This window comes from Streptomyces sp. MNU76, assembly GCF_020982545.1.
In the GTDB taxonomy this organism is placed as follows: domain Bacteria; phylum Actinomycetota; class Actinomycetes; order Streptomycetales; family Streptomycetaceae; genus Streptomyces.
Map to the genome: position 1 here is coordinate 191,223 of NZ_JAJKLK010000030.1, position 12,964 is coordinate 204,186.

General features: G+C 68.9%; 14 protein-coding genes and 1 pseudogene. 10 read left to right on the top strand and 5 right to left on the bottom strand.

Annotation, left to right across the window (positions count from 1 at the left end; translation table 11 throughout):
• Window positions 1-183 precede the first annotated feature (183 nt).
• The 3 genes from E4N62_RS44530 to E4N62_RS44540 form a co-directional block, all read right to left on the bottom strand.
• Window positions 184-1,713 carry a potassium/proton antiporter gene (locus E4N62_RS44530; RefSeq protein ID WP_230223976.1) on the bottom strand — a complete coding sequence of 510 codons (1,530 nt, stop codon included), beginning with the start codon at window positions 1,711-1,713 and terminating at the stop codon, window positions 184-186.
• A 45-nt stretch (window positions 1,714-1,758) separates the two neighbouring features.
• Window positions 1,759-2,049 carry a DUF3040 domain-containing protein gene (locus tag E4N62_RS44535; protein ID WP_230223977.1) on the bottom strand — a complete coding sequence of 97 codons (291 nt, stop codon included), beginning with the start codon at window positions 2,047-2,049 and terminating at the stop codon, window positions 1,759-1,761.
• Window positions 2,050-2,462: 413 nt separating this feature from the next.
• Window positions 2,463-2,624, bottom strand: coding sequence for a hypothetical protein (locus E4N62_RS44540; protein ID WP_230223979.1), 162 nt, complete (start codon window positions 2,622-2,624; stop codon window positions 2,463-2,465).
• Between the two features lie 388 nt (window positions 2,625-3,012).
• Here E4N62_RS44540 and E4N62_RS44545 point away from each other — a divergent pair.
• From E4N62_RS44545 to E4N62_RS44570, 6 genes and pseudogenes are all read left to right on the top strand, one after another.
• Window positions 3,013-4,044, top strand: a pseudogene (locus tag E4N62_RS44545) (histidine kinase); the annotation flags it as partial.
• A complete protein-coding gene (locus E4N62_RS44550) occupies window positions 3,965-4,624 on the top strand; it encodes a response regulator transcription factor (RefSeq protein ID WP_230223981.1) in 660 nt (219 codons plus the stop codon). The pseudogene E4N62_RS44545 and the gene E4N62_RS44550, both read left to right, overlap by 80 nt.
• A gap of 126 nt (window positions 4,625-4,750) precedes the next feature.
• The gene (locus tag E4N62_RS44555; protein WP_230223983.1) at window positions 4,751-5,164 is read left to right on the top strand and encodes a DUF3040 domain-containing protein; all 414 of its coding nucleotides are present in this window, start codon (window positions 4,751-4,753) and stop codon (window positions 5,162-5,164) included.
• On the top strand, window positions 5,151-5,609 hold the full coding sequence (locus tag E4N62_RS44560) for a CBS domain-containing protein (RefSeq protein ID WP_230223984.1): 459 nt from the start codon (window positions 5,151-5,153) through the stop codon (window positions 5,607-5,609). Before E4N62_RS44555 ends, E4N62_RS44560 begins: the two co-directional genes overlap by 14 nt.
• A gap of 59 nt (window positions 5,610-5,668) precedes the next feature.
• Window positions 5,669-7,060, top strand: coding sequence for a Na+/H+ antiporter NhaA (nhaA, locus tag E4N62_RS44565; RefSeq protein WP_230223985.1), 1,392 nt, complete (start codon window positions 5,669-5,671; stop codon window positions 7,058-7,060).
• Entirely contained in the window at window positions 7,057-8,184 is a 1,128-nt protein-coding gene (locus E4N62_RS44570) for a site-2 protease family protein (RefSeq protein ID WP_230223986.1), read from the top strand. Before nhaA (E4N62_RS44565) ends, E4N62_RS44570 begins: the two co-directional genes overlap by 4 nt.
• Window positions 8,185-8,200: 16 nt before the next feature.
• On the opposite strand, the gene E4N62_RS49115 is transcribed toward E4N62_RS44570, so the two are convergent.
• On the bottom strand, window positions 8,201-8,476 hold the full coding sequence (locus tag E4N62_RS49115; RefSeq protein WP_308186327.1) for a hypothetical protein: 276 nt from the start codon (window positions 8,474-8,476) through the stop codon (window positions 8,201-8,203).
• Between the two features lie 466 nt (window positions 8,477-8,942).
• Here E4N62_RS49115 and E4N62_RS44585 point away from each other — a divergent pair, with 466 nt between their 5' ends.
• From E4N62_RS44585 to E4N62_RS44600, 4 genes are all read left to right on the top strand, one after another.
• Window positions 8,943-9,266: a TraR/DksA C4-type zinc finger protein gene (locus tag E4N62_RS44585; RefSeq protein WP_230223988.1), complete on the top strand. Its 324-nt coding sequence runs from the start codon at window positions 8,943-8,945 to the stop codon at window positions 9,264-9,266.
• Window positions 9,267-9,278: 12 nt separating this feature from the next.
• A complete protein-coding gene (locus E4N62_RS44590) occupies window positions 9,279-9,575 on the top strand; it encodes a hypothetical protein (RefSeq protein ID WP_230223989.1) in 297 nt (98 codons plus the stop codon).
• Window positions 9,576-9,947: 372 nt separating this feature from the next.
• On the top strand, window positions 9,948-11,165 hold the full coding sequence (gene nhaA, locus E4N62_RS44595) for a Na+/H+ antiporter NhaA (protein WP_230223990.1): 1,218 nt from the start codon (window positions 9,948-9,950) through the stop codon (window positions 11,163-11,165).
• Window positions 11,166-11,176: 11 nt separating this feature from the next.
• Window positions 11,177-12,199, top strand: coding sequence for a TerC family protein (locus tag E4N62_RS44600; RefSeq protein WP_230223992.1), 1,023 nt, complete (start codon window positions 11,177-11,179; stop codon window positions 12,197-12,199).
• A gap of 88 nt (window positions 12,200-12,287) precedes the next feature.
• Here E4N62_RS44600 and E4N62_RS49120 read toward each other — a convergent pair whose 3' ends face one another.
• Window positions 12,288-12,848 (bottom strand): hypothetical protein, encoded by a 561-nt coding sequence (locus tag E4N62_RS49120; RefSeq protein ID WP_308186329.1) that lies wholly within the window; start codon window positions 12,846-12,848, stop codon window positions 12,288-12,290.
• Window positions 12,849-12,964: the final 116 nt, after the last annotated feature.

The following is a 12,964-nucleotide window of genomic DNA, read 5'->3' on the forward strand; positions in this document are numbered from 1 at the left end:
CGGCATCGCCATCGGGACCAACACCCATTCCGCTGGTACCCGACACCCACTGCCGGCTGGCACCTGGGCGCTGACGATGAGTCCCTCCAGCTCACGCAGCCGCTGCAGGTACATATCGGCAGCAAAGGCGCGTTGATCGTGGTAGCTGTTCGAGCGTCCGTTTAGTGCTGTGCGTGCAAGGAGTTACTCGGTCCGCGCCGATGTGGCGGGCTCGGACTCGGGGGCGCCGTGTTCGCCGAGCCAGCGGGCTAGTTTGCCGCGCCGGCCGACGGCCCGCAGCCGACGCTCCGTGGCTTCCCGGGTGTGGGGGGTGGTGATGAGTAGAAGCTCGTCGCTTGCACGCAGGACGGTGTCGCGGTCGGGGACGAGGGTGGTGCCGTCGCGGACGATCAGGGTGACGACGGTCGGGGGCGGCAGCCGCAGTTCGAAGACGGCCACGCCGTGCAGCCGTGAGCCCGGTGGGATGGTGACGGTGAGCAGGTCGGCGTCCAGTACGTCGAGGGGGGCGGTCTCGACCTGGACATCGCGTAGCGCCCCGGGGCGGGTCAAGCGCAGGCGTCCGGCGACGGCGGGCAGGGTGGGGCCCTGGATGAGGGTGAACAGGACCACGAGGACGAACACGATGTTGAGTACGTCGCGGGCGCCGGCGACCCCGGCGACGATGGGGAAGGTGGCGAGCACGATGGGGACCGCGCCGCGCAGGCCGGCCCAGGAGATGAACGCCTGCTCACGCCAGGGGATACGGAACGGCAGCAGGCAGGCCAGAACGGAGACGGGGCGGGCGGCCAGCAGCAGGACCAGTCCGACGATGAGGGCAGGCAAGATCGCGGCGGGCAGTTCGCTGGGATTGACGAGCAGGCCGAGCATGACGAACAGGCCGATCTGCGCCAGCCAGCCGGCGCCCTCGGCGAATGAACGGGTGGCGGCGCGGTGGGGCAGTTTGGCGTTGCCCAGCACCAGTCCCGACAGGTAGGCGGCGATGATGCCGCTGGCGTTCACCGCTCCGGCGGCGGCGAAGGCGACGATGCCGAAACCGACCGTGGCCAGCGGGTACAGGCCGGTGGCGGGCAGCGCGATGTGCCGCAGCGCTGCGGCGCCCAGGCGGCCGATCAGCACTCCGAGCGTGCCGCCGACCGCGAGTTGGTAGAGCAGGTTGCCCAGGAGGGGAGCGGGCCCGGGCAGGTCGGTGGTGGCGGTGGAGAAGACCAGGACCAGGATGATGGTCGGGGCGTCGTTGAAGCCGGACTCGGCCTCCAGCAGCCCGGTGACCTTCTGCGGCAGCGGCAGCGCGCGCAGGACGGCGAAGACGGCGGCGGCGTCGGTGGAGGAGACGATCGCACCGAGCAGCAGGGCCAGGTGCCACTCGATGCCCAGGAGCCAGTGTGCGCCGGCGGCGGTCACCACGACGGAGACGGCCACGCCTGCCGTGGCGAGCACCCCGGCCGGGGCCAGGAGGCGTCGGACGTCGCTCCACTGGGTGGTCAGGCCGCCTTCGACGAGGATGACGGCCAGGGCTGCGGTGCCCATGGCCTGGGCGAGCTGGGCGTCGTCGAACTCCAGGCCGAGCCCGTCTTCGCCGGCGATGACGCCGACCGCGAGGAACAGCAGCAGGCTGGGCAGGCCGATGCGGTGAGCCGCGCGGGCGGCGGCGATGCTGGTCAGCAGTACGGCGCCGCCGATCAGCAGCGTCAGGTACAGCTCGGACAGGGTCATCGACGGGCCCTCGTGCCAGCCGCAGCCGCTGGACGGTCGCCGAGGTCAGGACCGGGGCGGAGAGGTGTGGTGTCTGCGCGCGTCACGCTCGGGGTCGAACAGCTCTGCGGCCATACCGGCCAGGACCAGGCCGGTGGCGATGAGCAGCCCGTGGGCCAGGGCGAGGCCAGTGGCCAGCGCGGCCATGGCGACGGCGAGGAGCAGCCAGGCCCTTGCGTGCCGGTACTCACGCGGCGGGCAGGGGCGGCAGGCCCCAAGAGCGCGGGCGAACCGGGGATCCTCGCGGTTGAGGAGGGCCTCGATCTCAGTGAGTCGCCTGTCATCGGGTTTGGGCATGATGCCCACCTCCGGGCACGGGACTGCGGGCAGGCGTCGCGGTCGACGGTGCGAGCCATCTGCTCTCCTTGGGAGGTCGGGGCATCACGATCACACCAGGAGGAGGGAGTGCAGCCGTACATACGCGGCCGACACGGCGATGGTGAGGGCGGTGACGATCAGGCCAGAGGGTGAGGTGCCGGAACGAGATCTGGCGGTGGAGCGATCGGCGACACGGAGGGCGACGATTCCGGTCGGCGGAGGCGCCGGCCCTTGTGGGGTTGCCAGCCGGAACCGCGCCGAGTGCGAGCGCCCGCGGCGGGACGCACGCGGGCTCTGGTCTTCCCTTCCGGGTGGGCCGACCACCGCAGATCGGGCAGTCGGTGGCGCCGAAGGGCACACTGTGACGGTTGCGGTCGACCATGCCGTAACGCTCACGGCCATTCCTCCCCCATGCCCGGCCTGCCTGTTCCGGCCGTGCTGACGCCCGCCATACGGCGCACCCATCCAGCCGCCGTGCGACGCAACCGCAGTACCAGCAGGGCCGGGCCGGACACCGACTCGGTGTGACCTGTGGGCTGTGGTGCTGCGTACATCGGTGCCGGGCTCCTCTCGTGATCCGAAAGACCTGCGGCTTTTCCCGCCCAGTCAAGAGGGGGCTGTCGAAAGCTGGGCTCGCGTCTGCCGACGCCGCAAGCGGTCGCCTCCGCACGACGGTCAGTGGGCCGACAGCGGGATTGGCTCCACCCTCACTCGCCACAGGCGGCGGCCGCCATCGGGTCCGACACCCAATTGCGCGCGGGCCAGAGCTGTAGAGGGGACGCGGAAATGGGTGCCAGACCCGATGGACGTTCGCCTTGCCCGGCGCAGACTCTGGAGCAGAGCGCCCTGGGGGCAGGCAGCCTTCAGTGACCGGCCGGCCCGCTGTCCACTGCCGGGGAGGCGATAGTGGAAGCAAGGACCAGCTTGAGGAGACGGTATCCGGTGCCGTTGTTCTGGAGGATCTTCCTGCTCAACGCCGTGGTGCTGGTCGCAGCCACTGCGCTGCTGCTGCTGGGCCCGGTCACCGTGTCGGCCCCCGTCCTGCTCGCTGAGGCCGCTGTCCTCAGCGGCGGGCTGGCCGCGATGCTGATCGCCAATGCGCTCCTGCTGCGCATTGGCCTGGCTCCGCTGCAACGCCTCGCCCGCGCCATGACCAGCACCGACCTGCTGCGCCCCGGTGCCCGCCCGGCTGTCGGCGGTCACGGCGAGGTTGCCGAACTGATCACCACGTTCAACACGATGCTCGACCGGCTGGAAGCCGAACGCGCCACCAGCGCCGCCCGCGCCCTGACCGCGCAGGAAGCCGAACGCCACCGCATCGCCCAGGAACTCCACGACGAGATCGGCCAGACGCTCACGGCCGTCCTGCTCGACCTCAAACGCGTCGCCGACCAAGCACCCGACCCGGTACGTGAGCAACTGCACCAGGTCCAGGAGACCACCCGCGCCAGCCTGGACGAGATTCGCCGCATCGCCCGCCGCCTGCGCCCCGGCGTCCTTGAGGAACTCGGCCTGACCAGCTCGCTGAAATCCCTCGCGGCCGAGTTCACCAGCCCCGCCCTGTCCGTACGGCACCACATCGCGCCCGACCTGCCGCCGCTGGGCGAGAACGCCGAACTCGTCCTCTACCGCGTCGCCCAGGAAAGCCTCACCAACACGGCCCGCCACGCCGACGCCACGCGCGTCGGCCTCACCTTGGAGCGGACCCCGGACGGCGTAGAACTACGCGTGCGCGACAACGGCCGAGGCATCGAGGGGGCCACCGAAGGGGCGGGCATCCGCGGCATGCGCGAACGCGCCCTGCTCATCGGTGCCGGCCTCACCCTCGGCCCCGCCCCCGACGGAGGCACCGAGGTACGCCTGACCGTCCCCACCCCCACCGGAGTCAGTGACCATGACCGAGGCGACGCCCACCCGCATCCTGCTGGCCGACGACCACCACCTGGTCCGACGCGGAGTGCGCCTCATCCTCGACAGCGAACCCGACCTCACTGTGGTGGCCGAAGCTGGCGACGGAGCCGAGGCCATCGAGGCCGCCCATGCCCACCATCCCGACCTGGCCGTCCTCGACATCGCCATGCCCCGCCTGACCGGCCTGCAGGCCGCCCGCGAACTCTCACGCATCCAGCCGGAGCTGCGCATCCTCATCCTGACGATGTACGACAACGAGCAGTACTTCTTCGAAGCCCTGGCCGCCGGCGCCTCCGGCTACGTCCTCAAGTCCGTCGCCGACCGCGACCTCGTCGAAGCCTGCCGCGCCACTATGCGTGACGAACCCTTCCTCTACCCCGGCGCGGTCAACGCCCTCATCCGCAACTACCTCGACCGCGTCCGCGAAGGCCAGTCCCTGCCTGCCAGGGCCATCACCGACCGCGAGGAGGAGATCCTCAAACTCGTCGCGGAAGGCCACACCTCACAGGAGATCGCCGACATCCTCGTCATCAGCCCCAAGACCGTCGAACGCCACCGCGCCAACCTGCTGCAGAAGCTCGGCCTGAAGGACCGCTTGGAACTCACTCGCTACGCCATCCGCGTCGGACTGATCGAACCCTGACCACACGACCAAGGGGGCACCAAACGGCGCCGGCACCGCGGAGAGCAGCCCCGCGAGCGATCGTGGCGTTCGCGGATGAGTCCCCGTCCCACAGACGCACCGCAGGTGATCGATATGAACCCCTCGATGGACGACCGGCACATCCTCGCGGAGATGGAGCGGCGTCTCTCGCAGGAGGATCCCGAACTGGCCGCACTGATCGATGCGTTGAACCAGCAGTTCCTCCACGAGGACGAGGACGAGGACGAGGATTCCGAGGGATGGGTCGATGACAGCGGCAGGCGGTTCGACTGGCGCTGGAAGACGGGTATCGCCTGTGCGGTCATCGCGGTGCTGGGTCTCCTCCTCACGGCCATCCTCACTGCGACGCCGCCGTCCGCGGATGACAAGCAGGGACCGCCGAACAGCCGGCTCCCAGCAACCTCCGTTCATTCGCAGCGCCGGGCTGCCGGTTACGGGGGGAGCCGCAGAACAAGGCCGACTCGTCTCCCGCGACCAAGCACCGAGCTTCCAGGGGGAGGCCCCGATGCGCGCCCGTGATCTCGCGCAGTCTTATGTCACCGTCAGCCAGGACACCTCGGCCGTCGAGGCGCTGAGAGCCCTCGTCGAACACGGTCTGCCCGGGCTACTCGTGGTCGACTCCGGCGGGCAGCCGTACGCGGCGCTGCCCGCCTGCGAGGTGGGCAGGGCACTGCTGCCCGGCTATGTCCAAGAGGATCCCCTTCCCGCCCAAGTGATCGACGAACCTCACGCCATTCAACTGTGCCGCGCGCTCCAGGGCCGCAAGCTCGCCGACTGCCTGCCTGCGGGCAGACCGCTCCTGCCCACAGTCACTCCGGACTGCCCTGCCCTGAAGATCGCGGAAGTGATGGGCCGCACCCGAAGTCCGCTCATCGCGGTCGTCGATCAGGGACAAGGAGGCCAAAGCCACCTTCTCGGCGTCATCACCGCCGCGCGCCTGGTGGATCAGCTCCTCCAGGCGTGAGCGGCCGTTCGCCTCGAAGCGACCCAGGAGGCGCGCCCCGTCATCGAAAGGTCAGCCGCATGCGCCGACGCAGCCGTAGCAACCGGACTTTCCTCGGCCGTCTCCCGCTGCCCGAGCGCAGGTTCGTGGCGGACGCGCTGCGTACCGAGACGGTCGGAGGGATGCTGTTGCTCGCCGCGGCTGCCGTGGCGCTGGTGTGGGCCAACACCCCGTTGCGCGATGCATACGATTCTGTACGGGACTTCCACTTCGGTATCGAGGCCCTGGGGCTGGACCTCTCCGTGGCCCACTGGACGGCGGACGGACTGCTGGCGATCTTCTTCTTCGTCGCCGGCGCGGAACTCAAGCGCGAGCTGGTGGTCGGCGAACTGCGCCACCCGGGAACGGCGGCACTGCCGGTGATCGCGGCTGCCTGCGGCATGGCGGTACCGGCCCTGCTCTACGGTCTTGTCGCCACCAGCCTGGGCGGAACGTGGAACGGCTGGGCCGTCCCCATGGCCACCGACATCGCCTTCGCACTGGGCGTGCTCGCGGTGATCGATACCCACCTGCCGTCCGCACTGCGCGCCTTCCTGCTAACCCTCGCGGTGGTCGACGACCTCGGCGCCATCATCGTGATCGCCCTCTTCTACACCTCGACAATCAACCTCGCGGCTCTCATCGGCGCCGTCCTGGGGCTAGTGCTGTTCTTCCACCTGCACGACCGACGGCGTGTGCACGGCTGGTACTGGTACCTGCCGCTCGCCCTGGCCATCTGGGGCCTGATGTACAACAGTGGCGTCCATGCCACCGTGGCAGGAGTCGCCATGGGCCTGCTCCTGCGCGTGGCCAAGGACGGCGAGCGAGGTCGACGTCCTGCCGAACAGATCGCGCACCTGGTCCGCCCGGTCTCCGCCGGGGTGGCCGTACCCCTGTTCGCGCTGTTCGCGGCTGGCGTCAGCGTCACCGGCGACACGCTGAATGATGTCGTCAGCGAACCGGAGCCGCTCGGCGTGGCCCTGGGCCTGGCCGCCGGCAAGGTACTGGGCATCTTCGGCGGCTCCTACCTCGCCGTCCGCTTCACCCGTGCCCGGCTCAGCCGGGACCTCGCCTGGGCGGACGTGATCGCCGTGGCCATGCTGGCCGGCATCGGCTTCACCGTCTCACTGCTCATCGGCGAACTCGCTTACCCCAACCCCACCGACCTCGAGCACATCAAAGCCGCCGTCCTCCTCGGCTCCCTTGCCTCCGCACTCCTGGCCTGCCTGCTGCTGCGGCTGCGCAACACCAAATACCGGCGACTGTACGAGGAAGAGAACCGCGACGATAACGCCGACGGCATCCCCGACATCTACCAACACGCCGACTCAAGCCCGCCGCAGAACGCCCCCCGGAACACTCAGCAGCCAGACCACCCTGGTCACGACGACAGCGGAGGACCGCCTGCCCCGATCACCAGGAGAGGACGATGAACAACTCAGTACGGATGGGACGTGTCCTCGGGGTGCCGCTGCGCCTCCACTGGACCGTGCCCCTACTTCTGCTGCTCTTCGGATACAGCCTGGCCAGTCAGACACTCCCGGCCGCCATTCCGGACCAGCCCAGCTCTATCTACACGGTCGCCGGCCTGGCTGGCGCCCTGCTGCTCCTTGCGAGTCTGCTGGCCCATGAGGCCGCCCACGCGGTCACAGCCCGAAACAAGGGCATCCAAGTCCAGAGCATCACCCTGTGGGCCCTGGGCGGGATGACTGAAATGGGCAGGCCGCGGGCGGCCGGCGCGGCCTTTCTGGTAGCCGTGATGGGGCCGCTCACCAGCCTTGTCATCGGTGCCGCCGCAGTGGGGGCAGGCATCGGGCTGAACACGTTGCCCGGCTGGGAAATGCCCGCGGCCGTCCTGCTCTGGCTCGGATGGGTCAACCTCGTCGTCGGCGTGTTCAATCTGCTGCCGGCCGCACCGCTCGACGGAGGACGGGTGGTGCAGGCGCTGATGTGGTGGCGTACCGGAGACCGGGACCGCGCCGAGCGCGCGGCCGGACGCAGCGGGCAGATTCTGGGCATCGTTCTGATCGGCGTCGGATGGATCGCCGTCCTGCGCGGCACTCTCAGTGGGCTATGGCTGGCGCTCATCGGCTTCTTCGTCATGATCGTTGCGACCGCGGAGCGCCAGCATGCGACACTCGCTCCCGCCCTGCGCGGAGTCCGGGCGGCCGACGCCATGTCGAGTCCCGTCGAGACGTGCCACGACTGGCTGACCGTGCAGCGGTGCATCGACGACGTGGTCGTGCGGACCCCTCACTCCAAGGTGATCCTGATCGACTTCCAAGGACATCCCAGCGGCCTGCTCCACCTCCCGCGGCTTGCGAAAGTCCCCGCGCCGCAGCGGGAGACCCTGCGTATACGGGATGTAGCGATTCCCTGGGCGCGGTGCACCACCTGCGCACCGGACGACCTGCTGGAGAACGTGCTCGAAAAGCTCTCACTGGCCAGTGGCATGCCCATTGTCGTCACCGACGGGCAACAACTGGTGGGCGTCATCACCGAACGCGACATCTCCCGGCTCGTCCAGCGCCGCACATTCCGCGGGGAGAACCAGTGACCATCTCACACGGCTTTCACCGGCAGCGGACGCGGCGTCCCGCAGCGATCACGGCGACCCAGCGGTAGGAGCCGTGCCGCTCCCGCTGCTCACCCGGATGCGGGCCGTCCGGGTCGGCGAGGCGGTCGGCGTTGGGCCGGCGCAGCCCTCGCCGCGGGCGGGCCACGGCCTTGGCGGCGATCCCCACCGCCCGCGCCAGCGTGCGTGAACACGTCTGGCAGTTGACCGGCGCAGCGGCGTTGGACGCCGCAGTTTGGTAACCGTGGACCTGGACGCGTGTGGGTGATCGCACATCCCGAGAAAGCAGGACGACGTGGCAGCGACCTGGAAGAAGAGCATTGGCCACCATCCGCTGATGGGGTTCGTCGACCACGGGTATAACCGGACCTGGCGAGCGGGTGGCCGGTCTGCTGCGGCCCGTGAACGCGGGCATCAACACTGCTGACCATATCGACGCCCTCCTACTGGCAACTGGCCCAACGGCCCAAGCTCACTGGGGGCGGACGCCGAACCCTGATCCGCACCGAGTTCGGCGGCGGCACTCACGAGTTCGCGCCCTGCGCATCAGGGCTGCTGCTGGGACGGTCCCCAGCGGGGCAGGGCGCCACGCTTCGCGTACACCTACATGCCACACCAGGGCAGAAATGGGGTTTGCCACCGATGTCCACCCCCACCCCTGATCGGTCAGGGTGAAAGCCAGCGGGAAGCGTCGGCTGCCCGGCCCGCTTCCGAACGTGCGTGTGGAAAGGATCACGCCGATGGCACTGAACACCGCCGGTGTGGGGTCGCCTGAGGAACGTACCGGCGTGCACCAGGCACGGCGGCGCCTGGAGCTTGAGCGCGAGGTTCGCCTAGCCCAGTTGGATGCGCTCAACGAGGCCGAGCCCACGGTCGATGGTGTGTTGGCCAGCCAGAAGAACACTGTTCGGCGCGCGCTTATCGGCATCGACAATGCCTTGGCCCGGCTGAACGACGGCGTCTACGGCACGTGCCGGAACTGCGCCCAGCCCTTCCACGCAGCACAGCTGGAGATCCGGCCTTTGACGCGATACTGCGTCACCTGTCAACAGCGCACCGGCTGACGCGCTTTGCGTTTGCTTGCTGCCAAGGGAGATGCCAGCCGTTACGGGGAAGTCCAGGACTGCGCCTTCCAGTGGGCCACCACCGGAGGAACCTTCGACTACCAGCATTTGCACTGGCTGGCCGGTCTCATCGAGCGAGCGACGCACGCCTTGCGCACTCCCGACCTGGACGGCACCGACCATGCCAGCCGCAACGAAAGGGCGGCATGGTCCGCTGCCGAGGTTCGGCAGCAGACGGACGGGCGGGGCCAGGGGTTCCGCCTCCCGCCAGGGCCCTTTGCGGTCGCGCCGGTCAAGCGGACCACCTGAGGGAGGGGCCGCGCACCGCAGAACGGGACGGTTGGGCAGCGTACTGGTGGAGATCGAAATGCCGGGCGGTTTGTTGGTGTCCACCTCGGGAGGTCGTGGAGGACCTCCGGTCCTCGCCTACGTGACGCTCTCGGGTGCGAGGGCGGCGTCGGCCAGCGCTGCATCATGATGTCCGCGCGCATCGCTGCCATGGCACCTGGTCTGTGTGTGCCTGGTGGCACCGGCGCGAGGTCGCGCCGTCCAGTGGGGTGCGGCTGCGCCGCAGGGCGAACTCTGTGAGAGTCGACGCGGAGGAGTGATAGCCACCGCGCATGCATGGCTATTCGTGGACGAGGGAGGGTGACAGAAGTCGTGGCTGGTCCGATCAGACGCATGGCGGCTGCGGTCACCTCCCCGCTGCGGGCGTTCCTGCACGCGGAGAGCGCGGGCGGGATCGTCCTCGTCATCGCGGCGGCGAGCGCGCTGGTGTGGGCGAACAGCCCGGCGGCAGACGGCTACGTCCAGTTCTGGCAGCAGAAGGTCACCCTCGGCGGTGGGCAAGCGAGGGTCACCCACGACCTGCGGCACTGGGTCAACGACGGGCTGATGGTCCTGTTCTTCTTCGTCATCGGCCTGGAGATCAAACGTGAACTGGTCGTCGGTGAGCTGCGTGACCGCCGCGCAGCGATGCTGCCCGCGCTGGCAGCCGTCGGCGGTGTCGTACTTCCGGCGCTGCTGTACCTGGCCGTCGTCGGCGAAGGGGAGGCGGGGCGCGGGTGGGGCATTCCGATGGCCACCGACATCGCCTTCGCCGTAGGTGTCCTGGCTCTGCTGGGCCGCCGCGCTTCAGCCGGGGCGAAGCTGTTCCTGCTCAGCGTCGCCATCGTCGACGACATCCTCGCCATCGGCGTCATCGCGGTCTTCTACACCGACCGCCTCAGCCTCGGATGGCTGGCCGGCGCGGTGGCCGGACTGCTGGTCGTCGTCGGCATGCGCAGGCTCGGAGTGAACTCGCCCTGGGCGTACGCGCCCGTCGGGGTGCTCGTCTGGTTCGCCACCCTGGAATCCGGCGTGCACGCCACCCTCGCCGGGGTCGCGCTCGGTCTGCTCACCCCGGCCCGGCCCGTGGCCGAGCGTAACGTTCTGGATGACCTGGAACGCTCTTTGCACCCGGTCAGCGCCTTCCTGGTGATTCCGGTTTTTGCCCTGGCCAACGCCGGGGTTGACCTGCGCGGCGGCGTACTCGCAGACGCATTCGGCCAGCCGGTGACCTGGGCGATCATCATCGGTCTCGTCGTCGGCAAGATCATCGGCATCGGCGGGGTGACCTACCTCGTGCGCCGGCTGAACTGGGGTGCTCTGCCCGCGGGCATGCATCACCGCGAGGTCCTCGGCGCTGCCGCGCTGGGGGGTATCGGGTTCACCGTCTCGTTGTTCATCACCGACCTGGCCTTCACCGACGCCGCCCTGATCGGCCAGGCCAAGGTCGGCATCCTCACCGCCTCCGCAGCCGCCGCCCTGGCTGGAGCGGTGCTGCTCCTCACCGCCCCGGCGGGAACCGGCGTCACCACCACGCCATCCGCGTCGAACGAGGACCGATCCGAAAACTGAAAGGAGGACCGGTGCTCCAGATCAGCGCACTCGTCTGGACTGTCACTATCGGCCTGATCCTGATCCTGCTCGCCGTCGACCTGATTTTGGCCGCCGTGCGCCCGCACCGGGTCGGCTTCGGTGAGGCCACCGCGTGGTCGGTGTTCTACATCCTTGTAGCCGTCGCCTTCGGCCTCTGGTTCGCCGCGCGATACGGCGGCGAGTTCGGCACCGAGTACTTCGCCGGCTACATCGTCGAGAAGAGCCTGTCGGTCGACAACCTGTTCGTCTTCGTCATCATCATGACCACCTTCGCCGTGCCGGCGGAACACCAGCACAAGGTCCTCACCTTCGGCATCATGCTCGCCCTGATCATGCGCGGAATCTTCATCGCGCTCGGAGCCACCCTGCTGGCGCTGTTCTCGTTCATGTTCCTGCTGTTCGGGCTGCTGCTGATCTACACGGCCGTACAGCTGTTCCGGCACCGCGACGAGGACCCCGACATCGAGGACAACGTCATGGTCAAAGCGGCCCGCCGCATCCTGCCGATCACCGCCGACTACGTCGGCGGCAAACTCACCACCCGCATCGACGGGCGCCGGATGGTCACCCCGCTGTTCATCGTCCTGCTCGCCATCGGCAGCATCGACCTGCTCTTCGCGCTCGACTCCATCCCCGCGGTGTTCGGCATCACCCAGGAGGCCTACATCGTCTTCACCGCCAACGCGTTCGCCCTGCTCGGCCTGCGCGCCCTGTTCTTCCTCGTCAAGGGGCTGCTGGACCGGCTGGTGTATCTGTCCGCCGGGCTCGCGCTGATCCTTGCGTTCATCGGCGTCAAGCTCATCCTGCACTGGGCACATGTCGACCTGAACGAGGGGGTCCCCGAGATCTCCACCCCGATCAGCCTCGCTGTGATCGCCTTCGTGCTCGCAGTCGTCACCGTGGCCAGCCTGGTCAAGACCAGGCGCGACCCGACCACCAAGGCCCACCCGGGCTCACTGCGTGCGCATCCCCCCAAGGCGAAGGAGTCCAGCCAGGAAGCCGGCCCATTCTGAACTGGGCCAGGGACGCAAGTCAGCTCGGCCCTGGACTGCCAAGCGATCTCTGTCTTCCGGTGCCGGTTGGGAGGGACTGTGTGGGCCGTCACGGTCGTCGTTCGTTCCGCTTCGTGTTCAGAGCGTCGACTGCTTCGCGTGCGCCCCCGACTGTCGCATAGTCGACCGCGATGAAGGTGACTGGTCGTCCGCGTTGCCGTTCGCATTCCTTCACCCGCGCAAGGATGTGCTCCCGCGAGTTGACCTGGCCGGCGTCGAGCCGACTGGAGCCGCCGGCGGCGACGAAGTGGTTGAGCAGGAAGAGCTGCCCCTCAGTACCTCCCCGGTTCGGTCGGCAGGTCATCTCCTCGGGGCTGCGGAAGGCGAACGGCGTCTCCACGCCGTAGCGGTAGAAGTTGCGGTACCACGGTGCCGGACCGTCTGCCTTCTCGGCGAAGACGACCAGACACCGATCAGTGTCGATCATGTCAGCCAGCCGCGGCCACGGGTGGGTGGGGTCCTGGCCGGGTTCGTACAGCAGGTCTGTCAGCCCTGCCTCCTCGAAGGCCGCTTCGGTCTCCTCCGGGCTGGTCCCGTCCTGCATGATCAGCGTGACGATCTCCGTGGAATGCGTCCGGAGCCAGTCACCGATCTCTCGCAGAGTGGGCACCAGTTCCAGCGCGCCGGCTCCGCAGACCGAGTGGCACAGCCACAGGCCCTGCCGAGGCGGGTTGACGTATTCCAGAGCCTGGGTGAGTTGGTGACGCAGGCGCGGTGAGAAGTCCG

What these genes read in the sequence shown, in the direction of transcription:
- nhaA (WP_230223985.1), top strand. Translation starts at nt 5,669, where the DNA reads ATGCGCCGACGCAGCCGTAGCAACCGGACTTTCCTCGGCCGTCTCCCG.
- E4N62_RS44535 (WP_230223977.1), bottom strand. Translation starts at nt 2,049, where the DNA reads ATGCCCAAACCCGATGACAGGCGACTCACTGAGATCGAGGCCCTCCTC.
- E4N62_RS44555 (WP_230223983.1), top strand. Translation starts at nt 4,751, where the DNA reads ATGGACGACCGGCACATCCTCGCGGAGATGGAGCGGCGTCTCTCGCAG.
- nhaA (WP_230223990.1), top strand. Translation starts at nt 9,948, where the DNA reads ATGGCGGCTGCGGTCACCTCCCCGCTGCGGGCGTTCCTGCACGCGGAG.
- E4N62_RS44550 (WP_230223981.1), top strand. Translation starts at nt 3,965, where the DNA reads ATGACCGAGGCGACGCCCACCCGCATCCTGCTGGCCGACGACCACCAC.
- E4N62_RS44570 (WP_230223986.1), top strand. Translation starts at nt 7,057, where the DNA reads ATGAACAACTCAGTACGGATGGGACGTGTCCTCGGGGTGCCGCTGCGC.
- E4N62_RS44530 (WP_230223976.1), bottom strand. Translation starts at nt 1,713, where the DNA reads ATGACCCTGTCCGAGCTGTACCTGACGCTGCTGATCGGCGGCGCCGTA.
- E4N62_RS44560 (WP_230223984.1), top strand. Translation starts at nt 5,151, where the DNA reads ATGCGCGCCCGTGATCTCGCGCAGTCTTATGTCACCGTCAGCCAGGAC.
- E4N62_RS44540 (WP_230223979.1), bottom strand. Translation starts at nt 2,624, where the DNA reads ATGTACGCAGCACCACAGCCCACAGGTCACACCGAGTCGGTGTCCGGC.
- E4N62_RS44585 (WP_230223988.1), top strand. Translation starts at nt 8,943, where the DNA reads ATGGCACTGAACACCGCCGGTGTGGGGTCGCCTGAGGAACGTACCGGC.